The 24,263-nt window shown below is 41.3% G+C and carries 19 protein-coding genes; all 19 read left to right on the forward strand.

Annotated features, from left to right (window positions below; translation table 11 throughout):
• The first annotated feature begins 9 nt into the window (after positions 1–9).
• Positions 10–1,026, forward strand: a complete 1,017-nt coding sequence (locus tag B9A18_RS21855; protein WP_084291683.1) for an NAD-dependent epimerase/dehydratase family protein — start codon at positions 10–12, stop codon at positions 1,024–1,026.
• The gene (locus B9A18_RS21860; RefSeq protein ID WP_084291684.1) at positions 1,026–2,087 is read left to right on the forward strand and encodes a dihydrodipicolinate synthase family protein; all 1,062 of its coding nucleotides are present in this window, start codon (positions 1,026–1,028) and stop codon (positions 2,085–2,087) included. Before B9A18_RS21855 ends, B9A18_RS21860 begins: the two co-directional genes overlap by 1 nt.
• Complete coding sequence (locus tag B9A18_RS21865; protein ID WP_084291685.1) at positions 2,066–3,445, forward strand: enolase C-terminal domain-like protein; 1,380 nt, start codon at positions 2,066–2,068, stop codon at positions 3,443–3,445. Before B9A18_RS21860 ends, B9A18_RS21865 begins: the two co-directional genes overlap by 22 nt.
• An 11-nt stretch (positions 3,446–3,456) precedes the next feature.
• Complete coding sequence (locus B9A18_RS21870) at positions 3,457–4,227, forward strand: SGNH/GDSL hydrolase family protein (protein WP_084291686.1); 771 nt, start codon at positions 3,457–3,459, stop codon at positions 4,225–4,227.
• A 2-nt stretch (positions 4,228–4,229) separates the two neighbouring features.
• Positions 4,230–5,369, forward strand: a complete 1,140-nt coding sequence (locus tag B9A18_RS21875; RefSeq protein ID WP_084291687.1) for a plastocyanin/azurin family copper-binding protein — start codon at positions 4,230–4,232, stop codon at positions 5,367–5,369.
• Positions 5,366–6,859, forward strand: a complete 1,494-nt coding sequence (locus B9A18_RS21880; RefSeq protein ID WP_084291688.1) for a PQQ-dependent sugar dehydrogenase — start codon at positions 5,366–5,368, stop codon at positions 6,857–6,859. Before B9A18_RS21875 ends, B9A18_RS21880 begins: the two co-directional genes overlap by 4 nt.
• Before the next feature lie 109 nt (positions 6,860–6,968).
• Positions 6,969–7,328: a c-type cytochrome gene (locus B9A18_RS21885; RefSeq protein WP_084291689.1), complete on the forward strand. Its 360-nt coding sequence runs from the start codon at positions 6,969–6,971 to the stop codon at positions 7,326–7,328.
• 223 nt (positions 7,329–7,551) lie between these two features.
• A complete protein-coding gene (locus tag B9A18_RS21890) occupies positions 7,552–8,775 on the forward strand; it encodes a Gfo/Idh/MocA family protein (RefSeq protein WP_084291690.1) in 1,224 nt (407 codons plus the stop codon).
• Positions 8,776–8,785: 10 nt separating this feature from the next.
• Complete coding sequence (locus tag B9A18_RS21895) at positions 8,786–9,361, forward strand: DUF5017 domain-containing protein (protein ID WP_084291691.1); 576 nt, start codon at positions 8,786–8,788, stop codon at positions 9,359–9,361.
• Between the two features lie 7 nt (positions 9,362–9,368).
• Positions 9,369–10,682: an acetylxylan esterase gene (locus tag B9A18_RS21900; RefSeq protein ID WP_084291692.1), complete on the forward strand. Its 1,314-nt coding sequence runs from the start codon at positions 9,369–9,371 to the stop codon at positions 10,680–10,682.
• Between the two features lie 11 nt (positions 10,683–10,693).
• Positions 10,694–11,506, forward strand: a complete 813-nt coding sequence (locus B9A18_RS21905; protein WP_084291693.1) for a sialate O-acetylesterase — start codon at positions 10,694–10,696, stop codon at positions 11,504–11,506.
• Positions 11,507–11,548: 42 nt separating this feature from the next.
• On the forward strand, positions 11,549–14,725 hold the full coding sequence (locus tag B9A18_RS21910; protein ID WP_200816422.1) for a SusC/RagA family TonB-linked outer membrane protein: 3,177 nt from the start codon (positions 11,549–11,551) through the stop codon (positions 14,723–14,725).
• 4 nt (positions 14,726–14,729) lie between these two features.
• On the forward strand, positions 14,730–16,571 hold the full coding sequence (locus B9A18_RS21915) for a RagB/SusD family nutrient uptake outer membrane protein (protein ID WP_159452722.1): 1,842 nt from the start codon (positions 14,730–14,732) through the stop codon (positions 16,569–16,571).
• A gap of 26 nt (positions 16,572–16,597) precedes the next feature.
• On the forward strand, positions 16,598–17,494 hold the full coding sequence (locus B9A18_RS21920) for a DUF5017 domain-containing protein (protein WP_159452723.1): 897 nt from the start codon (positions 16,598–16,600) through the stop codon (positions 17,492–17,494).
• Positions 17,491–19,032, forward strand: coding sequence for a glycoside hydrolase family 26 protein (locus tag B9A18_RS21925; RefSeq protein ID WP_084291696.1), 1,542 nt, complete (start codon positions 17,491–17,493; stop codon positions 19,030–19,032). The genes B9A18_RS21920 and B9A18_RS21925 overlap by 4 nt, the downstream gene beginning before the upstream one ends.
• 29 nt (positions 19,033–19,061) lie before the next feature.
• Positions 19,062–20,267: a hypothetical protein gene (locus B9A18_RS21930; RefSeq protein WP_144009583.1), complete on the forward strand. Its 1,206-nt coding sequence runs from the start codon at positions 19,062–19,064 to the stop codon at positions 20,265–20,267.
• 195 nt (positions 20,268–20,462) lie between these two features.
• Complete coding sequence (locus B9A18_RS21935; RefSeq protein ID WP_084291698.1) at positions 20,463–21,479, forward strand: Gfo/Idh/MocA family protein; 1,017 nt, start codon at positions 20,463–20,465, stop codon at positions 21,477–21,479.
• A gap of 74 nt (positions 21,480–21,553) precedes the next feature.
• The gene (locus tag B9A18_RS21940; RefSeq protein WP_084291743.1) at positions 21,554–22,909 is read left to right on the forward strand and encodes a Gfo/Idh/MocA family protein; all 1,356 of its coding nucleotides are present in this window, start codon (positions 21,554–21,556) and stop codon (positions 22,907–22,909) included.
• Positions 22,910–22,918: 9 nt separating this feature from the next.
• On the forward strand, positions 22,919–24,253 hold the full coding sequence (locus B9A18_RS21945) for a sugar MFS transporter (RefSeq protein WP_084291699.1): 1,335 nt from the start codon (positions 22,919–22,921) through the stop codon (positions 24,251–24,253).
• The last annotated feature ends 10 nt before the right edge of the window (positions 24,254–24,263 follow it).

A 24,263-nucleotide genomic window follows, 5' to 3' on the forward strand; every position in this document is an offset into this window, starting at 1 on the left:
ACATTTACGATGACTGAATTAGAACAACTGGAACAAGAATTATTAAGACCTTCGGATAAGCTGATCGCTGATATGTATCATATAAAGGGTGATATCATGCTCCTTGGTGTAGGTGGGAAGATGGGGCCGAGCATGGCTAAATTAGCCAAAATGGCTATTGATCAGGCGGGGATAAAAAAACGCATTATTGGGGTTTCCCGATTTTCAGATCCCTCAGCCCGTGAAGAGCTGGAAGCAGCCGGGATAGAAACCATAGCAGCCGATCTTTTAAATGAAGCAGACCTTGCCGCTTTACCTGATGCAGAGAATATTATCTATTTGGCTGGTACAAAATTTGGAACAACGGGGAAAGAAGCCTTCACCTGGGCGATGAATGCTTACCTCCCTGGCCGTGTAGCCGAACGCTATAAAAACTCACGCATTGTAGCTTTTTCAACCGGAAATGTGTACCCCTTTACGCAGGTTACTTCAGGTGGTTTTTCAGAAGAACATCCAGTGGGACCCGTTGGTGAATATGGGCAATCTTGCCTGGGCAGAGAACGTATTTTCCAGTATTTTTCGGAAAAGAACAATACGCCGACCTTGATTTACAGACTGAATTATGCTATTGACCTGCGTTATGGAGTTTTGCTGGAAATCGCTAAATCTGTAAATGAAGGCCGACCAATAGATCTGACTACAGGTAATGTGAATGTGATCTGGCAGGGCGATGCCAATGAGATTGCCATCCGATCTTTATTGCATTGCAGCACACCAACTAAAATTCTTAATGTAACCGGACCGGAAACGCTTTCTGTGAAATGGCTTGCTGAGCAGTTTGGCTTGTTGATGGGCAAGCAACCTTTGTTTGAAAATGAAGTTCAACCTACAGCTTTGTTGAACAATGCCTCTGAAGCCCATAAGCTTTTTGGATATCCAAGGGTAACCATAAGGGAGATGATGGAAATGACGGTAAGCTGGCTGCAGGGTGGAGGAAAAATTTCCAATAAACCAACACACTTTCAGGAAAGGAAAGGGCAATTTTAATGAGAGCAGAATTGAAACCTGAACTGAAGCGCTTTTTGGACGAGGGAACTATCATTCCAGCTCATCCCCTGGCTTTAACAGCTGAACGAACATTGGATGAGCTACAGCAGCGTCTTTTAACCCGTTATTACATGGCTGCCGGAGCAGGCGGCATAGCAGTAGGAGTGCATAGCACGCAATTTGAAATCAGGGATCCAGAAATAAACCTTTACGAAACTGTCCTTAAACTGGCGGCTGAAGAAGTGGATAAAGCTAAGCTGAGCAGACCTTTTATCAAGGTCGCCGGTATTTGTGGCCCAACAGCGCAGGCTGTTGAAGAAGCAAAAACAGCGCTAAAATATGGCTACGATATTGGACTCTTAAGTATGGGGGGACTGCAGGGCTGGACGGAATCGGAAATTTTGGACCGTGTTAAAGCCGTTGCTGCGGTCATGCCTGTATTTGGCTTTTACCTACAGCCAAGTGTTGGCGGACGTATTTTTAGCTACGACTTCTGGTTACAGTTCGCCGAAATTGAAAATGTGGAAGCGATAAAAGTTGCCGCCTTTAACCGTTACCAGACGCTGGATGTAGTACGGGCGATTTGTCATTCTACACGGAGAGATAAAATTGCATTGTATACGGGGAATGATGATAACATCGTTGCTGATCTGTTAACAAACTACCGCTTTGAGATCAATGGCGAGACTATAGAAAAAGAATTTATTGGTGGTCTTTTGGGGCATTGGGCGGTATGGACAAAAGCGGCAGTCGCCTTATTTGAGGAGGTAAAGGCTTGTAAAGCGAACGATCGGATTGGAGTAAGTGAATTGTTGACAAGGGGTGTCCAGGTTACCGATATGAACGCGGCAATATTCGACCCGTCACACGCTTTTCATGGCTGTATCCCTGGGATCCATGAAGTGCTTAGAAGGCAGGGGCTGTTAAAAGGAATTTGGTGTTTAAATCCCAATGAGCAGCTCTCTGATGGGCAGATTGACGAAATCGATAGGGTATGCACAGCTTATCCTCAGTTAACGGATGATCAGTTTGTGAAAACATGGATAGACGGGAATTTATAAAAAATACGGGTGTAATTGCGGCAATTTCAGGAACTGATTTGGCTAAAACCACGTATCCTGAAACATATATCATGAAAAATATTAAAGTAATTCATACTGATTCCCGGTTTGAACGGGAAAAGCTAATCCGGCCTTTTGGTTTTAAAGGTGGTTATCTGACGGAACTCTGGCAGATAGCGTCAAAGCTAAATAGTGCTTCTGGTATCAGTAAAACGGGAATCGCTACGCAAAGTGTATTGTATGGTGATGCTGACTTGTTTGCCAGTCGAACAGAAGCAGAAGGCAATGAGCTCATGTATACGGTCGTAAAAAATGCACTTGAACTGATCAGGCAAACGTCATTTACAACTCCGGTCGACTTACTAGACACCATATTCCCTGAATTGGTGGCCAGGGCAAAAAAAATAACAGGCAAGGATGACTTGAATATCAACTTTGTTTACAACGCGTTGATCAGTACAGATAATGCTGCCTGGTTGCTTTATGCAGCAGAAAATAAGCATAAAAACTTTGATGAGATGATTCCAGTACCTTATAGAAGTGGTCTTTCTCATCGTAACGATAAGATCGCAATCATGTATCAGGTGCCATATGGCATGCCAATGCAGTACTTAAAAGATGCAGCTGCAGCTGGATACTTTGTGTTCAAGATAAAAACAGGCCATCCTGGTAGTCAGATTGAGATGCTGCAAAAGGACATGGAAAGACTTACTCAGATTCATGAGGTGCTAAAAAACCTGAGCACCAACCAAACAGAAAGCGGGAAATTGATATATACTATGGATGCCAATGCAAGGTACGAACGTAAAGAGTTGCTTTTGCGTTATCTGGATCATGCGCGGAAAATAGGGGCTTTTGAGCATATCTTGTTTTATGAAGAGCCGCTGACAGAATATAATGATGAAAATGTATCGGATGCAGGCGTACGTATAGCAGCTGACGAAAGTGTACATGATGAAGCTTGTGCTATACGACGGATAGAGCAGGGGTATGGAGCTATGGTGTTAAAAGGCATTGCCAAAACACTCAGCCTGTCTATGAAAATAGCAAAGCTTGCTGCCGAAAAGCAAATTCCGTGCTTATGTGCCGATTTAACAGTTAATCCTATCCTGATTGACTGGAATAAAAACCTTACCGCTCGCTTAATGCCTTTTCCGGGAATTGGGATGGGCTTTATGGAGACCAACGGCGATATGAACTATCGCAATTGGAAAAACATGGTGGGACATCATCCTTTAGCCGGGGCCTCCTGGACGCAGGCAAAAAATGGTGTGTTTGAATTAAATGATGATTATTATGAGCGCAGTGGAGGCATTTTTGAACCTTCTGCCCATTATAGTGAAATGTTTAACGATTAAATAAGATCAAAATGACTGAACAAAATATTCCGTCAGACAGACGAAGTTTCATCAAAAAGATATCTTTAGCAGGGGTGATGACACTCAGTATCCCAGAAATCGTATCGGCTGCCTTGCTACCCGAAAAGGCGGCTAAGGTGAGTTTACAACCAAATGACATTATTCTTTTTCAGGGTGATTCGATTACCGATTCCAAGAGGAAAAGGGATGATATGCTGTTTAATAGTGCACCGGCAATGGGATCTGGATATGCATTTCTTGCCGCTTCAGAATTGTTGAGTAAACATTCGTCAAAAAACCTTAAAATTTATAACAGAGGAGTTGGGGGCGATAAAGTGTACCAGCTGGCCGATCGCTGGGAAGAAGATTGTATGAAATTACAACCTGATGTTTTAAGTATTCATGTTGGCGTAAACGATCATTGGCACGTAAAATCAAAAGGCTATACCGGAACTATAAAAACCTATAGGGATGATCTTAGGGCTTTGTTAGACAGAACGAAACAGAAAAATCCGAATGTAAGGCTCATTATTGGCGAGCCATTTGGCGTTGCCGGCATTAAAGGGAATTACGAAATATGGGATCCTGCTTTTAAAGAATTCAGAGTGGCTGCCAAAGAAATAGCCGACCAATACAATGCTTTTTTTATTCCATACCAGCAGGTGTATGACGTGGCCCAAAAGCAAGCCCCGGGTGTATACTGGACCTGGGATGGTGTACATCCAACGATGGCCGGGGCGCAATTAATGGCACAGGCCTGGTTGAGTTCAATTAAAGGATAAGCATGCGTGTGAATAAAAAAGTTTTCTTGTTATTGCTCCCTGCCTTATTTGCTGTAAAGGCAAATGGGCAGGGTATTAAAGATTCTGTTACCACTATTTTAATGAAAGTGGAAACCGGTTTGCAGTTTGATGTGGTGCGTTTTCATGCCAAACCCGGACAGAAGTTGAAAATTGTTTTCGAAAACACCGATGATATGGATCATAACATGGTCATTACACGGCCTGGTGCAAGAGAAGAGATGGTTACTGCAGCCTTAAATTTGGGAGAAAAAGGTCCGGCAGTAAGTTACATTCCTAAGTCGCCCAAAGTACTCTGGTCTATACCTGTGATATCACCTCATCAGCAAAAAGTACTTACGTTTACTGCTCCAGCTGAATCCGGAGTATATCCTTACGTTTGTACCTATCCGGGGCATGGATTTGTAATGTATGGGGCCATGTATGTAAATACAACAGGTAAAATGCCTGATTTGGCGGAGGACATGAATATTCCTCCAAACAGGAGGGGAGCGCCCATGTCTGATGGCGAAAAGCATGATGATATGCACGCCGGACACCATATGCCTGCCGTTCCGAAGCCATTACATCCTTATACTCCTATAGCACCTTATGTATATCGTGTATTTATTGAAGGAGCAAGCCCCGCGGCAATTGCAGTAAGTTTGCCAAATAATTTATCGTATTGCTGGGATGCCGGAACATGCCGTCTTCGCTTTGCCTGGAAGGGTGGTTTTTTAGACAACTCAGACCTTTGGAAAGGTAAGGGAGATGCTTTGGCTAAAGTAGTCGGTAAGATCTTCTTCAGAGAAGCCAACTTCCCATTTAGTTTTGAAGAAAATGAAATGCCTGTAGCAGATTATAAGGGGTATAGACTGATTAAGCGGTATCCTGAATTTCATTATACCATAAATGGAACGGCTGTTTATGAAATGATAAAACCTGGATTAGACAAGAATGGCTTGGTTAGAAATTTCAGAATTCCTGGCGCTACAAAAGCGCTATGGTTCATTACAGATAGCAAAGATGGAGTAACTTATAAGGCATCAGCGGGACAATGGAAGGATGGTAAATTAAAATTGACTGCTGCACAGGCTAAGAATTTTACAATTACAATGACAGCAAAAGGAGGGGGAACGCTATGAGATTTATTGTAATCGCCGGTTTTTTTATAAGTGTGCTTTGCTGCAGTGCTATTCCTGTTAACATTGACCCGTTAAAAAAGGAATCCTATCGTGTGGAAACGATTAAAATGCCCGAAGGTTTAACCAATGAAAACGGTGCTGTAGAATTTTTACCAGATGGGCGTTTGGTGGCTTGTTTTACGCGTGGCGAAGTTATGACCTATAACACCAAAACAAAAAAATGGAAGCTTTTTGCAGAGGGCTTACATGATCCTCTGGGAATTCTGGTCATCAGTAATGCTGAGCTGCTGATTATTCAACGCCCTGAATTAACAAGAGTTAAAGATACAGATGGAGATGGTGTGGCGGATGTTTACGAAAAGGTTACCGATGATTTTGGCCTTTCCGGAAACTATCATGAATACAATTATGGCCCGGTTAAAGATAAAAAAGGTAATCTTTTCATTGCTTTAAATGCCTCTTCTCCAGGTGGTAGCATGCGGTCGGAAGTTCGTGGGAAATTGGATACAGCAGGTCGGGATGGCGCAGACGGCCGCAGACAGATGTTTTCTTCTGTGCCTTATAGAGGTTGGATGATGAAACTTACTCCAGATGGTAAATTACACCCTTATGCTTCAGGGTTCCGTTCGCCAAATGGCCTTGGTTTCGACCTGCAGGGAAACCTGTTTGCTACAGATAATCAAGGCGATTGGGTAGGTACAAGTCCACTTTTTCACATCCGGGAAGGAAATTTTTATGGCCATCCAGGTAGTTTAATATGGACAAAAGACTGGGCTAAAGGCAATCCTTTTCAACTCTCTCCTGAAGTTTTAGATGCTATGCGAACGCCTGCGGCTGTATTGTTTCCGCATGGAATTATGGCGAATTCACCTACACAACCGGTTTGCGACAATACAAATGGCAGGTTTGGTCCCTATGCTGGACAGTTGTTGATAGGAGAGATGAATAAAGAACGCATTGTGAGGGTGATGCTTGAGCGTGTTGATGGTGAATTGCAGGGTGCCTGTATTCCGTTTCTGGATGGAAAAGGACTTCGGAAAGGTAATAACCGAATGGCATTTGCACCCGATGGAAGTTTATATGTAGGACAGAATTCGCATGGCTGGCTGGGAGATGAAGGTATTCAACGAGTTGTCTTTACGGGTAAAATGCCTGTTGATGTATATACGATGAGCCTAACCAAAAATGGATTTGAGTTAACCTTTACACAACCTGTAGATGTAAAAACAGCCTTAAATCCGGCCAATTATAAAATCAGACATTATTACTATAAGTATCATAAAAAGTATGGCTCAGATCAGTTTGGTTTGGAGCTTGACGAAGCTAAAGACATTAAGCGTTCGGCAGATGGAAAGCGAATTACTCTAACCATAAATGGATTGAAAGCCGGATATGTATACGAATTGAATCTGGAGAACATTAAGAGTGTTAAAGGTGAATCTCTTGAAAATAAGTTGATTTGCTACACTTTGAATAGGTTGAGAAAGTAATAATTGTTAAGAGTAATCAGAAAATTGAAAATAATTTAAAAAATTATGAGCTTGGTAAATAGAAATATTTTAATTTTAGCTGCAACACATAACCCCTAACACACACACAATGAAAAGAACCTTAATTTTTTCTAGCTGCTTAGCTATCGGTTTACTGATTAGCGGAGTAGCGAAGAGCCAGACTGCAGATCCTAAGAATGATGTAGAAGCAGGTAAATTATTGATTTCAAAATCAGACTGCTTTGCTTGTCATAAACCAGACGGTAAATTGGTTGGACCATCTTATGCTGATATTGCTAAGAAGTATTCGGTTACTGATGCAAATTTGTCGTTATTGTCTGGAAAAATCATTAAAGGAGGTAGTGGTACCTGGGGACAGATTCCAATGGCAGCACACCCGAAAATTACTCAAGTTGATGCAAAAAAGATGGTGAAATACATCCTTTCAATTTCATCGGCGAAGAAGTAAGCCCATAAATATTTAAAAGATGCCTTAAGAGATCACAACAAATGATCTGTTAAGGCATTTTTTTTGCATAAAAAATAGTTCGATACTAATCTTATGGTTGTTTATTCTATTTGTTGATATACAGGGTTATATGTGAAGATAAATACTGTATAATATTTCATTTTTTAAATAATAATAAATATCTTCGGTTACGTACACGTTGTACTTCAATAGATATACGAAAATGACACACTTTAACATTTCCAGAAGAAAATTTATATCAAACGGTACGATAGCATTATCGGGATTCGCACTTGCCGGATTACCTTCAATTGCTTTCGGTAAATATGATCAGGAAGTTAAAATTGGACTGGTTGGTTGCGGACAAAGGGGGGCAGGTGTTGCCAGTATCATTAAAACCCTTCCGGGAATGGATCTTATTGCCTATTGTGATATTGTTGATGCGCATTTGAAACCAATGAAACAATATTCGAAAATGGGTAGCCCTGGGTTTTATAAAAACTATCAGGAAATGCTCCGTAATAAAGATATTGATGCCGTGTATATTGCTACTCCACTGAATCTACACTATCAAATGGTTGTTGATGCATTAGATGCAGGAAAGCATGTTTATGTGGAGAAGACTATGACTTATAGCATTCCGGAGGCGCTGGATCTGGTGAATAGGATGAAGGGAAAGGATCTTGTGTTACAGGTTGGGCATCAGTATCGTTACTATGCGATGTATCATAAAATAAAACAGATTATTGATGATAACTGGTTGGGTACTGTAACCCATATTGAAAGTCAGTATAATAGGAATTCAGATTGGCGCAGACCTATTATTGATCCTAAACTTGAGCGACAGGTTAACTGGAGAATGTACCGTGAATATTCCGGAGGTGTGATGGCCGAACTGGCAGCGCATCAGATAGATATTGTAAACTGGATGCTTAACGATCATCCCTTGAGTGTTGTAGCTATGGGCGGAATAAATTTTTGGAAGGATGGAAGAGAAACAAACGATAATGTCCGTGCAATTTATGAGTATACAAATGGTGTTAAATCCAGCGTTACTTCAATATTGAGTAATCAACACAACAGTTATGAAATAAAGGTTTTAGGATCAAAAGCTACATTGGTAATTAAGCGGGATAGTGCAATGATCTATCCTGAACCCGTAAAGAAGGTGTTGGGGATTGTGGATGGCGTAACCGGGGCAACGATCGAAGCAGTAAAGCCGGGGCAAGGAGTACCGGTAGTATTTCATAGTCCGGATGGTAAGAACCTTGATCCAACAGCCTATGCATTTATGTCTTTTGCAGATTGCATTAGAAATGGTAAAAAGCCAGGTTCTAATGTGCTTACTGGTAGGGATACAGCCATTGCGGTGCACATGGGTAATGCTGCTGCCGATACTGGTAATATGCAATTTTGGAAACCGGAATATTTAAAATCTAACCAATAAACTAAATCATATGAACACATTTCTACTTCAAATTAAGCGGTATTTTGGATTTTCCATTATGACCGCTTTTATGACTTCTGTAGTCATATTTTCTGCTGCTGCTCAAAGTGCTGTGGCACCGGATAAAATGAAACTGTCATTTTTTAGCCAGGTGATATTTGGGGCGCAAAAGAACAATTTAGCAATCGTTATATCTTCTGATTTTAATGGAGACTACACCATGGAAGGTATCAGGAAAGCGAACTGGACAGACATTACAGACCAGTTTGAACTTGCTGATACTAAAGAATGGAAAAAATCAGGTGATGCTGATATCTCAAAATTTGTTGCCGGCGGCAAATCACTTTATATAGGTTTGAGGTATATTGGGAAAAGCTCTACGGTAGGCCCAACACAGCGAATGTGGGGAATCAAGGATATGTATGTTAACGATAACCCGTTGCCATCAGCAGATTGGAAAATTGTTAATGACAGTAATAATTTTAGTGGGGCAGCGTATACCAGACCAAAAGCGGGAGGCATACTTTTCAGATCAAATCAGTCGGTGATCAGATCGGAGAGCTGGGGCATTGTTAAAGTAAAATAATCTGGGTATGAAAGTTTTAAATAAAAAAAACGCATTTGCTTCATTGCGCTGCGGGTTGATCTTATTATTTCAGCTGGGGATTGTTACCGTTTGCTTTGCCCAGACTGAAGTCGTTAAAATTAAAGTGAATGCTGATCATCCCGATTGGGCTTATAAGATCGGAGAGAAAGTAACTTTTTCTGTCTCAGCTGTAAAGGGAGATAAGATATTAAAAGATGTAAAGTTTAATTATACCATCGGATTAGAAAGGATGGGCCCCATTAAAGAAGGATCATCAGTATTGAGCAAAGATCTGGAGCTGATTGACGGCGGAAGCCTTGACAAGCCCGGCTTTCTACGTTGTATAGCTACCGCTGAAATAGAAGGGAAAAAGTACCGGGGACTGGCTACTGCCGCTTTTGAACCTGAACATATTAAACCCACCACTGATATGCCAAAGGATTTTGTTAACTTTTGGGATAAGACCAAGGCTGATGCCGCAAAAATTCCCATGGATGCAAAAATGGATCCATTGCCAGAAAAAAGTACGGCAACGGTAGATGTTTTTGCAGTTAACTTTCAAAACTATCAGACCGGATCAAGAATTTATGGAATGCTGAGCATGCCTAAAAAACCTGGTAAATATCCGGCTATATTAAGAGTGCCTGGTGCAGGAGTGAGAGGGTATAGTGCGGATGTAGGTATGGCCGACAAAGGCTTTATTGTACTCCAGATAGGTATTCACGGAATCCCATTAAATATGCCCGACACTACTTATCAGCGGCTTGCAAATGGTTCTCTTAAAGGTTATTCTTTGTCAAATGCTAATAACCGTGATACTTATTATTTTAAACGCGTTTTTATGGGCTGTGTTAGAGCAAATGATTTCATCTGCAGTTTGCCCAGCTATGACGGGAAAAACCTTGCTGTAGCCGGCGGTAGTCAGGGTGGAGCCCTTACCATTGCAACGGCAGCATTGGACAACAGAGTAAAATATATGGTAGCCTATTTTCCGGGAATGTGCGATCATACCGGCTATTTATTTGGTAGAACCGGTGGCTGGCCAGCTTGGCTTAAGAACGTAGATAAAGTAAACAAGAAGCAGATTGAAACTTCTAAATATTACGATATGGTGAATTTTGCAAGCCTGTTAAAAATACCTGGACTTTATAGTTGGGGCTATAACGATGAAACTTGCCCGCCAACATCTAGCTATGCAGCTTACAATGGTATAGTTGCACCAAAAGAGTTGTTTATCGTCAAGGAATCTGGCCATGAATACATGCCTGAACAAAGAAAAAAGATGAATGCATGGCTGGAAAAAAAATTAAACGGTAAATAACGCGGATGTTTATGAGATTTGCCACAGTTGCTGGCAGACTAAAGACTGTGCTTTTTAGTCTGCTGTTCACTTTATTGATTTTAGATTCCAGTGCACAGAAGTTTGAGCTGTCCGAAAAAGTTAATCCTGATTTTCATTTATATCTCCTCGTTGGCCAATCTAATATGGCAGGAAGAGGAGTTGTTGATTCGATGAGTAAAGTCGTTAACGCTCAGATACTGACACTGAATAAAAGTGCTGAATGGGTGTTTGCTGTTGACCCTCTTCACTTTGATCGACCTCCAATTGTTGGTGTAGGTCCGGGTTTAAGTTTTGCCAAAAATATGTTAGGCAAAAATAAAAAGATTAAGGTCGGTCTGATACCTTGTGCAGTAGGCGGATCGCCGATTAAAGCCTGGAAGTCGGGTGAAGAATTTTTAAAAGATTATCCTTATGATGATGCGATAAAACGGGCTAAAATAGCCATGAAATACGGTGTGATAAAAGGAATTATATGGCATCAGGGGGAAAGTGACAGCAATGCTGAAAAGGCAAAGCTTTACATGGAGAATTTAAAAACATTGATTGCAGATCTCCGAAGAGATTTGAATGACCCAAATTTGCCTTTTATAGCCGGAGAGTTGGGGCATTACAAAGAAAATTATAAGCATGTCAATACTGTATTGAAGGATTTGCCGGCCGAAGTGTCTAACACAGGATTAGCTACTTCAGAAGGACTTGTACATAAGGGGGATGGGACACATCTGGATACACCGTCAGCAAGAGAACTAGGGAAAAGATTTGCTGTAGAAATGCTTAACATTCAAAAGAATAAAAGAAAATAAATTCCTAATCAAATCCTGAATAAACCAATAAACTTATAAAATATGAAGAGAAAATGGTACAGTGCAGCTATGCTGCTGCGCATCCTGCTGTTTACTTTCTGCGTTTTTATTCCCCGGGAGCTCTTTGCACAGAGTGGTCTTAGAGAAATTAAAGGGATTGTAACAGATGAAAAAACTAAAGAAACCATACCTGGTGTATTGGTGAAATTAAAAAGGACAAATACCGTGATTGCTACAAAGAGTGATGGATCTTATGTGATAAAAGCAACTAATGCTGATATCCTGACTTTCTCATTTGTAGGCTACGAATCGAAATCAGTGAGTGTGGGCGATAAGAAGGTATTAAATATAACTTTGAAAGCCGATGATCGGGCGCTGGATGAGGTAGTGGTGATTGGCTATGGTACTGTATCCAAATCAGACCTTACGGGCTCGGTTGGACAGGTGAAAATAGCCGACATTACTAAAGCACCGGTGGGTTCTTTCACTGAAGCTTTGGCTGGCAGGATTGCGGGCGTACAAGTTTCATCAAATGACGGACAGCCTGGAGTAGCACAAAATATTATAATCAGGGGTATTGGTTCACTTACGCAAAGTACCGCTCCACTATATGTGATTGACGGTTTCCCTATTGAAGACTTTAGCCCTGCAACATTAAACAACGATGATATCGAATCCATAAATATTCTAAAGGATGCTTCGGCAACAGCTATTTATGGATCGAGAGGATCAAATGGTGTGATCATTATTGAAACTAAAAAAGGTAAAGTAGGTAAAGCCGTTGTTACCTTCAATACCTCTTACGGGGTCCAGCGACCTAGAAAGTTCATGGAAATGATGAGTCCATATGAATTTGTTAAGTATTATTCGGAAGCGAAACCCGCTACAACGAATGATCGTTATTTTGGACTTGATGCGAATGGTATAAAGAAAACACTGGAAAGCTACAGGAATGTAGAAGGGATAAACTGGCAAAAGCAAATTCTTAAAACCAACCCTATGCAGATTTATGACCTCGCAGTTAGAGGAGGGAATGATCTGACGAAGTATTCAGTGTCGGGTTCTATCTATGATCAGGAAGGTGTCGTGATCAATACTGCTTCAAAACGATACCAGGCCAGAATCTCAATTGATCAAACCATCAGCCCGAAAATTAGAGGAGGAGTTGCTGCAAATTATAGTAACCAAACTACTTCAGGTGTTCCGGTAGCATTATCAACAGGTGGAAATACCACTAGTTTTCTGTTTTATAATATGTGGGGATATCGCCCGATTTCAGGAAGGGAAAATTTAGACTTGCTGGAAGAAGATGCGGATCCAGATAATATTAATTCGAATGAAGATCGGTTTAACCCTGTTACTACGGCCGAAAATACCTATAGGGTAGCCTTAAATAGAACCTTGCTTGCAACCGCTTATTTAACTTATGACATTACGAAGCGCCTGACTTTAAAAGTTACCGGAGGTAACACGAGTTCGCAATATAAAACCGATATATTTTATAATTCCAAGACCCCTCAGGGATCTCCTAAAAGTTCATCTAACAGGATGGGAATAAGCGGTTCAGTTACTTATATGGATGTGAACACCTGGTCGAATGAAAATACGCTAACCTATACCAATACCTTTAATAAAATTCATGCACTAACGGTTTTGGCAGGATTCTCATCTCAGGCTAATAAAAGAAACAGTCATGGGGTTGGAGTGTCCTTCCTTCCAAATGAAGAGCTGGGCATGGGAGGTTTCAGTTCCGGAATTCCCTACAATAGTCCTGCATCGAGTGGGACTTATACCTTGTCATCCTTTTTTGGTCGGTTAAACTATAACTACAAATGGAAATACTTGTTTACTGCGACATTCCGTGCAGACGGTTCTTCTAAATTTGCTGAAGGTAATAAATACGGATATTTCCCTTCTGGTGCATTTGCCTGGAACATGATGAAAGAGCCGTTCATGAAAGCATTACCTGTAATTTCCACTTCTAAATTCAGGGTAAGTTATGGTGTTACCGGGAATAACAGAGTTGGTGATTTTGGTTATCTGCCAAGTTTGGTCATGCCTGTTGCTAACGCATATTCTTATGGAAACGCCAGCCCTTCATTAGGTACAATTCCTGGTAGCCTGGGTAATAATAATCTCAAGTGGGAAAGTGCTCATCAACTTGATATGGGGTATGACATTGGGTTATTTAAAAACCGGTTAGAGTTGACTGTCGACCTGTATCGGAAAACAACTAAAAACCTGTTGTTGAATGCTGATTTACCTTATAGTACCGGCTATGCAACGGCTTTTAAGAATATTGGTAGCATCAGGAACGATGGGTTGGAGCTTAGCTTAAATACCACGAATGTTCAGGGTAAGTCGTTTAGCTGGCAAAGCAGTTTCAACATTAGCTTTTACAACAATAAAGTTCTGGCTTTAACAGATGGTGAAACCAAGCGCTTTACAGGGATAAATTTTGAGAGTTTATATGGTGATCCTTTATATGTTGCTGAAGTAGGTCAACCGACAGCTATGTTTTACGGATATATTTTTGACGGGGTGTATCAGTATGCAGATTTCGATAATCCAACACCAACTACGTATTTATTGAAAAAGAATTTACCCGGAAATGGTACAGATAGAGCGCTTATACAGCCTGGGGATATCAAATACAGGGACATTAATGGAGATGGGGTAGTGAACTCAAATGATTTATCCGTTATTGGGAATACATTGCCTTTACATACGGGTGGGTTTACCAATAATTTTAGATATAAGGGCTTTGATTTGAACGTGTTTTTCCAGTGGTCCTATGGAAATCAGATCTACAATGCCAATAGAATGGTACTTGAAGGGAATGGTTTGGTGAGAACAGATGTGAATCAATATGCGAGTTATGTAGACCGCTGGTCGCCAGAAAACCAAACGAACAAAAACTATCGGGCATTGGGACAAGGGCCGATTGGCCGCTTCTCTTCACGAATGTTGGAAGATGGTTCTTATTTACGTTTAAAAACGGTGTCCTTAGGCTATAGTTTGCCAACAAACCTCATTAAAAAAGCTTATTTAAGTAGTTTAAGATTTACAGTTGCAGCGCAAAATCTATTAACCTGGACAAAGTACTCAGGTTTAGACCCTGAAGTTTCTGTTCGCAATAGCATCTTAACTCCTGGATTTGATTATTCGGCTTATCCTCAAGCACAAACAATTGTTATTGGTCTGAATGCTAAATTTTAAAACAATGAAACATATATATTATTTTATGTCTGTGCTTATTTTAATAAGCATAAGTTCATGTAAAAAATTTCTGATTACAAAGCCCTCAGATTTTGTTTCTCCCGAGAATCATTATAATACTCCCGAGCAATTAAATTCATCATTGAACGGAGTGTATGATATACTGGGTCATGGCTCTGTGTATGGTACCGCTTATCCTAGCAGAATAGGTATGGAGGCCGATGAAGGCGCATATAAAGACAACTCCCTATTGGTTGGCCCTCAGGTGTATGATTTTGCACCCGGCGATAGCTATGTGACCAATCTTTGGCAAATGTTGTACGTAGGCGTAGGGAGGGCAAATCTTTTGCTGGCCAATGTTGATAAAAATACAGCAGTCGCAGAAGAGATAAGAAAACAGGTCAGAGGCGAAGCGCTCTTTCTGCGTGCCTATTTTTATTTTTTACTGGTGCAGAATTTTAGCAATATCCCATTGTTGCTTGAGCCTGTGCTTGATCCTAATGATATCACCGCTCCTCAATCACCTCCTAAAGTAGTTTATGAGCAGATTTTGGCCGATATGAAAATCGCCGAAACGCTTGTTGCTCCAATAAAAACAATAGGCCATGGAGGAAGGGTAAGTAAATCGGCAGTCCGTGGTATCCTGGCTAGGGTTTGTTTGTATATGGCCGGAGCGCCGGTAAAGGACGTTTCTAAATATGCTGATGCAAGTTTCTGGGCGAAGAAAGTAATAGATGATGCAGAAGCTGGGCACGATCTGAATCCGAGCTATGCCGATGTTTTTACCAAGCTTGCACGTGATGAGTATGACATTAAGGAGAGTATATGGGAAGTTGAATTCTGGGGTAATACAACCGGGGCTTACCGTGAAATAGGTACATTGGGAGCCTGGTTAGGTATCCCGTCAACAAATACCACCATAATAGGCAATGCTTATGGATTTATCAGTGCGAATGGTACATTATGGAAGAAATATCCAAATGTTACGACGCTCGTATCAGAGGATATCAGACGTGAATGGAATATAGCCTCTTTTAGTTACAATGCTGCAGGAGTAAAAACGCCTATTGTTACGACTTCTCCAGCTTCGGTATTCTGGACAAGGTTTCCGGGAAAGTATCGCCGGGAATTAGAAGTAGTGATGCCAAGGGCCAATCAGCAAACGCCAATCAATTATCCTTTATTACGCTTTTCAGATGTCTTGCTGATGTATGCAGAAGCCGAAAATGAAATCAATGGTACACCACCACAATTGGCGATCGATTATGTTAATAAGGTACGTCAACGGGGATATGGGCAGGGGAAAGTGATTAAATCGATTACGGTTACCAATGCCGGGACTAATTATACGGTACCAACGATAACCATATCCGGTGGTGGAGGGAGCGGAGCAACGGCCAATATTTCTGCAGCTACTACAGGTACAAAGGGGATCAGCACTATCGTGTTAACCAGCAGAGGTGTTGGGTATACTTCAGTACCAACAGTGGAGATTAAAGGTGCAACCGGAACCGGTGCCGTAGCTACAGTAACGCTGAGCAATATCAATGATGCTAATCTCACAGCTTTTCAAACGGCTTCGCAAACGAGTTTCAGAGAGGCTATACAAGATGAAAGATCAAGGGAATTGTGCTTTGAAGGCTTGCGCAAACCAGATCTTATCAGATGGGGCATTTTTGTGGCGACCATGAAATTGGTGCTGACTGATATGAACCTTGAATTGTCAGGTAATCTGATGTTTAAAACATTGGCCTTTAAAAATGTACTTCCAAAACATGTTTTATTTCCAATACCTGCTCATGATCTGAATTTGAATAAGGCATTAATACAGAATCCAGGTTGGTAATCGTCAATTAATATAAAATGAAGGATATGAAATTTATAAATTATGCTGTTTTAATGATGCTGTGTTTTACAGCGTGTAAAAAAACTGTTGAGGTAACCCTCCCTGAGTTTGAAGTCTCAACAGAAAAGACAACCTTTTCTGTTGGTGAGGAAGTTAAGTTTCTGCTCAAAGGTGACCCCGGATTGATTAGCTTTTACTCAGGTGAACCTGGAAGTGATTATGCTTTTAAGGACGGTCGAATATTAAGTATCGGACAAATCACCATGTCATTTAATAGCAGTATGTCTTTTGGTACTCAGCTGGGGCAGTTTACTGTATTAGCCTCAACCGATTTTAATGGTAAATACGACATTGCAAACGTGAAAGCTGCTACCTGGAAAGATATTACCAGCAGATTTTCTTTACCAGTAAATGCTACTTATGTAAGCTCAGGGGTAAGGGATGTATCAGATTTGATTGTTGAGGGAAAGCCGCTCTATATTGTGTTGAGGTATATTGATGATCCTGCTAAAGCCGGAACTGCAAATAATTGGCTGGTACAAAGCTTTTTGATGCAAAGTAATACAGTCTTAGGTACAAAGGCATTGCTTGATCTTACGGGCTGGACACTCTTATATGATGGCCCAAAAGAAACCACCAGATCAAGTATTTCCACTGCAACAATAACGCTTAGAGGTAATGCGAATCTACCAAGGGTGTATACCGAAGACTGGTGTGTTAGTAAGGTCGTTAATGCGGGAAGTGTAGATGTGGGGCCCGATCGCCCGGCACCCATTAAGACCAACCGGGATGCGGCACTAAATAGTTTTTCCTATAAATATCAGACAGAAGGTACTTACAAAGTTTATTTTACCGCTTACAACGCTAACATTTATGGTAGCAAAGAAGTAACAAAATCTGTAGAAATCACGATAAAAAAATGAGGACTATTATGAACCGGGCTGCTTTATGCTTTGTCTTCCTGGTTTTTGTCCTTAGGGTGATGGGACAGGAATCTGCCAGCATAACTAAAACACAGAAAACTACTGTTTATGATGCTGAAGATAAGGGCAGTGTAACAGCGGGTAATTTAAGTGCTGGAAAATTTTACCGCTTTTCGCGCAAACCGGACCAGATTTATCCTGATACTATGCCTTGTCGCTGGTCTGATGGTACGAAACTTACCGATGAGATAATAAGTCCTGGAGGTGATCTTAAGAGGGATGCTGGTGTTGCCTGGAAAGGTCGGACTGCAGTAGAAATCGTTATTGATCTTGGACGTTTACAAACACTGGAAACTATCAGAGTTAATGGCACAATACAAAATCAGCTGAATGTGCTGGCGCCAGATAAAGTAACCGTTTTTGTAAAGCAAACAGAAAGAGACAAGTGGAAGTCTTTTGAAGGTCATAATGGTCCCAATGAAAGGATGCAGGCAGATGTAAATTCTTTTAACATACTTCTAAAGGGTGACGGTGTAAAATCCAGATATGTAAAACTGTTGATAAAGCCTTCTTCGCGAAAAGTTCAGGGTGGCGTTATGCTGATGCTGGATGAGATCAGTTTGTTGGGCAAAATAAAGAACACCTGGCGCTCAGTTCCTGCAAATGGATGTTTTCATGGGGCGTTTCCTACATCAGTGGGCTATAGTAAGGAAGAGCTGGCCGGACGTAAAGGAATGGTGATAGATTTATTTGAAAAGCAAGTCGGTAAGCAACTTTCAATGGTTCTTTGGTATCAGGGGATGGCTAAGGGAAGAGGGTTTTCTGAAATTCAACAGCTTAGGGAGAAGTATCTGAAAGAGAACTATAACGGAATCAGACATCTTTCAGTAGGATGGTTGCCAAAAGAATTAAAGCCTATTGCAACCGGAGCTTATGATGATTTTTTTGCAGACTATTTTAAAGATTCTGTAGATCCGGCAGTTTTGAAAGATATGGATGATCCCATTTGGATTAGACCGATGAATGAATTTAATGGTGGCTGGGTACCTTATGGGCTGGATCCAGTAACATTTGTAAAAGCCTGGCGTAGAATGTATAATATTGCTGAGCAGCTAGGAGCTGCGGCTCATCATATTTTTGTATGGTCGCCCAATTATTTGAGCTTTCCAGACAAAGATTGGAATAAGATGGAGAAATATTATCCAGGCGACCAGTACGTTGACTGGGTGGGCATTAGTTCTTATCCTCCGGGTAAAAAAGCGGCTAAAAGTGAGGCTATGCGGTATCCTCTTGAAAATATAGCCGAGGCATATGATAAATACGCGCATTACAAGCCCTTTATGATTAGCGAAGGCGGGTTTTCTGCAGATATCGATCCAGTAAGATGGGTTAGGGAGTGGTTTGAATTTAAAACAAAAAGGCCAAATGTAAAGGCTGTGATATGGGAAAACCACAATGACCGGGTGATATCCCGGAGCGATGAAGCGCTTAAGCTTTACAGGGAAATGGTGCAGGATGAGTATTGGCTAGCCAATTAACTAAATAAATAACCATAAAACCAATCAACATGAGCAGATTATTGTTAACGATTGCTTCCGTTTTTATAATGGGGCTAACGCATTGTAAGAAAGCTGATACCGCCGCTTCAGCTTTGGAGAAGGAAGGTTTATCCTCTAAAAACGGTGAAGAAATGATGGGGATTTTGTCGACAACGACATTTAATGTCACGCCTGCTACCGCTTTAAACAGTACATTCTGGAACAATGTAAAGACGGCACTGACTACCGGTCCCGTAGATGTTATTTTTGCGGATGGGAATTACCCCCAGTCTGCCACGCTTACACTAAGTAATATTGGTGACAGTACTAACCTGCTTACACTTAAGACGGCTGTGACTGAGGGTGGGGCGGTTTTTTCAGGTGCAATATCCAACCTGATGTATTTAAATACCTGTAAAAACATAAAGCTATTGCGTTTGAAGTTTACTGGAGGCGCTACAGGTTATGGCCTGCGCATTTCGAACAGTCAGGATGTGACCGTTGAAAAGTGCTTTTTTGTAGACCTCCCGGACGTGGGATATGGTGCGCTTGGGGTACATTATCCGCTTACCAACCGCGTTGTGGTTAAATACTGCACATTTGAAAACGTTGGTTACGATTCTCATGCGCACATGATTTATGGGGCGTATGGCATACAGCGCTTAAGCGTGGTAGCCAATACTTTTAAAAATTGTTCGGGTGCTTTTGTTCGTTTTCGGGGCGACCTGTCTGATAAAGGAGTGGTGTATGACAATGATTTTATTTCTACCGGAACTTATTTAACCGGTTTGAACCCTGTATTTATCGAAATACCGGTTTTCAATGATGTGAATCCAGGTGATGAAAAAATGGGCACGAACTTTATGATTACCAAAAACAGTTTTAGCTATGGCACCGTCGGCAACCAGACAACCCGGTTTAATGTCGTGTTTCATAGCAGCGGTTATAATCCTCCGGGCCGGAACTACCTGATCAGTACTGCGGATGGGGCATTATTGTCCACCGGTACGGTCCTTCAGAAAAGGACTGTAATGTCGGGACAGCTGGGACTTGATGGTGATTCAATCCGTTTTGGCGGGAATACGAATACCAATGTGCAGTACAATGTGGTTTACCGCTGCTGGAATGCATACGGATCAGCAGGGCCCTGGACAGGTGTAGCCAGTATTGGTACGGCTGTAAATTCATCCGGACTGGCTACTACCGAAGCAGATGCCATTGGTTACTATCCTTAACAGTTCAAGTATTTTAGGTGTACCTCAGGGAGGGGCACCTAAAATAAATTTGTTTATTAAATTTTTAGTGTGTAATTTCGGGTACGTACACAATTTACCTCAGGATAGTAAAAATAAACACATTGAAACCTTTGTTTGCTTTCACAAGGTTAGGTTAAAAACAAAATTGTAAGTTTAATTTCTAGTAAAAAACATATGAGTAATTACAACCGAAGGAATTTTATAAGAATGGCCGCACTGGCAGGTGCCGGGCTAGGTCTATCAGGTAGTATCAGTCCGCTGTATGGCAAGTCAGTCCGTATGGCAGGGAAAAAAGTCGGCATCATTGGCCTTGATACTTCACATGCCGTAGCTTTTACCAAAACGCTAAATGCTGCGGATGCAGCAGCAGTGTACGGAGGCTATAAAGTGGTGGCGGCTTATCCAAAGGGGAGTAACGACATACAAAGCAGCGTAGAAAGAATACCCGGATATATTGAGGAAGTAAAGAAGCTGGGTGTTGAAATTGTGGGCTCTATAGCCGATTTGTTAAAAAAAGTGGACTTTGTTTTTCTGGAGACCAATGATGGACGTTTGCATCTTGAGCAAGCCCTTCAGGTACTAAAGGCACGTAAACCTATGTTTATTGATAAGCCCATTGCAGCTTCGCTTGCTGGTGCTGAAGCTATTTTCGCTGCGGCTAAAAAATACAATACGCCAGTGTTCTCTTCTTCTTCACTGAGATATATAGATGGTATTTCGGATGTTGCCGAAGGGAAAATTGGTAAGGTGTTAGGAGCGGAGACATTTAGTCCGGCTAAATATGAAAAGACCCATCCTGATTTGTTTTGGTATGGTATACATGGGGTAGAAATGTTGTTCGCGGTGATGGGTACAGGATGTAAAACGGTAACGCGAATACATACGCCGGATACCGATGTGGTTGTTGGCGTTTGGGATGATGGTAGGGTAGGGACTTTCAGAGGAACGCGTACTGGTAAGAGCGATTATGGTGGGCGAATTTTTGGTGAGAAAAGCAATATTACGCTAGGTACGTTTAAAGGGTACAATCCACTCCTTGAACAGATTATTAAATTCTTCGAAACAGGGAAAGTTCCTGTACAACCTGAAGAAACTTTAGAAATAGCAGCTTTTATGGAAGCGGCAGATGCCAGTAAAGCCAAAGGTGGATCCCCGGTAGCGATGGCGAAAATTATAAATAAAGCCAAATAGCCAATAGCTCTTTGTAATTGGCAATAACAAGAATCAATTTTAAGCTGAATAAACCAAATAATAAACCAGGAACCATGAATGAACTAAACGATAAAACCCGCAGACATTTTATAAAGAACGCCGTTACCGGTGTAGCCGCATTATCACTCGGAGGTATACTTCCAGGCTTTAGTGCAAAAAGCTATGGTAATATTATGGGGGCGAATGATAAGATCAGAGTAGCTATGATGGGCGTAAATGCGCGTGGTTTGGCACTTGCGAACAACTTTTGTATACAACCCAATTGTGAAATAACCTATATATGCGATGTAGATAGCCGTGCAGCGGATAAATGCATCGGACAGGTTGAAAAGAGTCAAAATAAAAGACCAAAAGCTCAACCTGATTTCAGGAAAGCTTTAGAATATAAGGATGTTGACGCGTTGGTGGTTGCCGCTCCAGATCACTGGCATGCACCGGCAGCAATATTAGCTTCAAAAGCAGGCAAACATGTGTATCTAGAAAAACCGTGTAGCCATAATCCTAATGAAGGAGAAATTCTTTTGGCTGCAGCTAATAAGTATAAAAATGTAATCCAGATGGGTAATCAGCGTCGTTCATGGCCAAATATTGTGGCAGGGATAAATGAATTACACGCGGGTGTAATTGGCAGACCATATTTTGCCAAAACATGGTATACCAATAATCGCCCTTCAATAGGAATAGGAAAAGAAACTGCGGTGCCATCATGGTTAAACTTCGATTTATGGCAAGGACCTGCTCCTCGTATGGCCTATAAAGATAATATCCTGCATTACAACTGGCATTGGTTCTGGAACTGGGGAACCGGAGAGGCATTAAACAATGGTACACATATGGTTGACATTGCAAGATGGGGACTTGGAGTTGATTATCCAACAAAAGTAACTTCAGCGGGTGGTCGTTATAGGTATAGTGACGACTGGCAAACGCCTGATACTCAGGTGATCTCACTTGAGTTTGGTAACAAAGCTTCCATCACCTGGGAAGGCAGGAGCTGTAACAGCCGTACCATTGAGGGCGCTAGTGTTGGGGTGATCTTTTATGCTGAAAAAGGCTCTATGCAGATTGACGGTTCAAATGGCTATAAGATATATGATCTGAACAATAAATTGGTTAAAGAAGTTAAAAATGATACGAATGTCGATGCGAGAAGTTTAACTAATCCTTCGCAGGCCTTGGATGCATTGCACATCAATAATTTTTTCGATGCCATCAGAAAGGGAACACGTTTAAATTCTGATATCTTAAGCGGTCACCAGAGTACATTATTAGTGCAACTAGGCAACATTGCGCAACGTACTGGGACGACACTTGATATCGATCCTAAAAACGGACATATCCTCAACAATAAAGAAGCGATGCAATATTGGAAAAGAACTTATCAAAAAGGTTGGGAACCTACAGTATAAACTTGCTCCATGGAAAAAAATAACATTGCTTCGGTAGAGGTAAGCTCGTTAAGTAAGCGGGATACCATCTTATCCATCCTTATCATAGGATTATTGTTCTTTATTTTTGGCTTTGTAAGTTGGGTTAATGCCATTCTGATCCCTTACTTTAAGATTGCCTGTGAGCTGAATAATTTTCAGTCCTACCTGGTAGCTTTTGCCTTTTACATTTCGTATTTCGTCATGTCGGTTCCTTCGTCTTATCTGTTAAAATCTGTAGGCTTTAAAAAGGGGATGATGATTGGATTCTGGACTATGGCGATAGGGGCTTTTATTTTTGTGCCTGCAGCCTTCTCCCGTACCTATGAGATTTTCCTGCTGGGCTTGTTTACGCTTGGCTCCGGCCTTGCAATACTGCAAACTGCTGCCAATCCTTACATCACGGTATTAGGACCGCAGGATCGTGCAGCGCAGCGTATCAGCATCATGGGCATTTGTAATAAAGGTGCAGGCATACTAGCTCCATTGCTGTTCGCAGCTGTGATATTAAAGGCTACTGATGGCGAGCTGTTTAAACAGCTTCCTTTGATGGATGAGCTCGAAAAAAATGCAGCCCTTGATGAACTAATCAGGCGGGTGATTTTACCTTATTCCTGTGTAGGAGCAGTGCTGTTAGGTTTAGGCTTATTCGTGCGTTTTTCTCCTCTCCCTGAAATCAATACTGAGCACGAAAGTGAAGACCTTGCGTTGGCCAATTCAGGCAAAAGCAGTATTTTCCAGTTCCCTCATTTAATTTTAGGTGCACTAGGTATTTTTCTACACGTAGGAACACAGGTTATTGCTATTGATACCATCATCGGTTATGCCGGCTCTATGAATATCCATTTGCTTGAAGCTAAAGTGTTTCCATCTTATACCTTGTTTGTAACCATTTGTGGTTATTTGCTCGGGATTGCAACTATACCCAGATTCATTAGTCAGGCCAACGCGCTAAGGATATGCACTTTTTTGGGCGCAATTTTTACTTTGCTGATCATTTACGCAGAAGGTAAAGTTGACTTTTTAGGTCATACAACTGATATCTCCATTTGGTTTGTGGTGTTGCTCGGATTTGCCAATTCATTAGTGTGGGCAGGTATATGGCCATTGGCTCTGGATGGCCTTGGACGTTTTACCAAGGTGGGGGCCTCCTTAATGATTATGGGACTTTGCGGGAATGCAATTATGCCACTTTTCTATGGTTACTTTGCCGATTTGTTTGATTTAAGAACGGCTTACTGGGTGTTGTTTCCTTGTTATTTATACCTCATATTTTATGCGGTTCAGGGGCATAAACTAAGGAATTGGTCTTTAAAAACTATTTAAAAACAAAATT

It is taken from the genome of Pedobacter nyackensis (assembly GCF_900176505.1).
In the GTDB taxonomy this organism is placed as follows: Bacteria; Bacteroidota; Bacteroidia; order Sphingobacteriales; family Sphingobacteriaceae; genus Pedobacter; species Pedobacter nyackensis.

Coding starts and splice junctions, on each gene's coding strand:
- B9A18_RS21885 (WP_084291689.1), top strand. CDS start 6,969: ATGAAAAGAACCTTAATTTTTTCTAGCTGCTTAGCTATCGGTTTACTG.
- B9A18_RS21870 (WP_084291686.1), top strand. CDS start 3,457: ATGACTGAACAAAATATTCCGTCAGACAGACGAAGTTTCATCAAAAAG.
- B9A18_RS21915 (WP_159452722.1), top strand. CDS start 14,730: ATGAAACATATATATTATTTTATGTCTGTGCTTATTTTAATAAGCATA.
- B9A18_RS21935 (WP_084291698.1), top strand. CDS start 20,463: ATGAGTAATTACAACCGAAGGAATTTTATAAGAATGGCCGCACTGGCA.
- B9A18_RS21920 (WP_159452723.1), top strand. CDS start 16,598: ATGAAATTTATAAATTATGCTGTTTTAATGATGCTGTGTTTTACAGCG.
- B9A18_RS21875 (WP_084291687.1), top strand. CDS start 4,230: ATGCGTGTGAATAAAAAAGTTTTCTTGTTATTGCTCCCTGCCTTATTT.
- B9A18_RS21855 (WP_084291683.1), top strand. CDS start 10: ATGACTGAATTAGAACAACTGGAACAAGAATTATTAAGACCTTCGGAT.
- B9A18_RS21945 (WP_084291699.1), top strand. CDS start 22,919: ATGGAAAAAAATAACATTGCTTCGGTAGAGGTAAGCTCGTTAAGTAAG.
- B9A18_RS21860 (WP_084291684.1), top strand. CDS start 1,026: ATGAGAGCAGAATTGAAACCTGAACTGAAGCGCTTTTTGGACGAGGGA.
- B9A18_RS21930 (WP_144009583.1), top strand. CDS start 19,062: ATGAGCAGATTATTGTTAACGATTGCTTCCGTTTTTATAATGGGGCTA.
- B9A18_RS21900 (WP_084291692.1), top strand. CDS start 9,369: ATGAAAGTTTTAAATAAAAAAAACGCATTTGCTTCATTGCGCTGCGGG.
- B9A18_RS21905 (WP_084291693.1), top strand. CDS start 10,694: ATGAGATTTGCCACAGTTGCTGGCAGACTAAAGACTGTGCTTTTTAGT.
- B9A18_RS21895 (WP_084291691.1), top strand. CDS start 8,786: ATGAACACATTTCTACTTCAAATTAAGCGGTATTTTGGATTTTCCATT.
- B9A18_RS21940 (WP_084291743.1), top strand. CDS start 21,554: ATGAATGAACTAAACGATAAAACCCGCAGACATTTTATAAAGAACGCC.
- B9A18_RS21865 (WP_084291685.1), top strand. CDS start 2,066: ATGGATAGACGGGAATTTATAAAAAATACGGGTGTAATTGCGGCAATT.
- B9A18_RS21925 (WP_084291696.1), top strand. CDS start 17,491: ATGAGGACTATTATGAACCGGGCTGCTTTATGCTTTGTCTTCCTGGTT.
- B9A18_RS21890 (WP_084291690.1), top strand. CDS start 7,552: ATGACACACTTTAACATTTCCAGAAGAAAATTTATATCAAACGGTACG.
- B9A18_RS21910 (WP_200816422.1), top strand. CDS start 11,549: ATGAAGAGAAAATGGTACAGTGCAGCTATGCTGCTGCGCATCCTGCTG.
- B9A18_RS21880 (WP_084291688.1), top strand. CDS start 5,366: ATGAGATTTATTGTAATCGCCGGTTTTTTTATAAGTGTGCTTTGCTGC.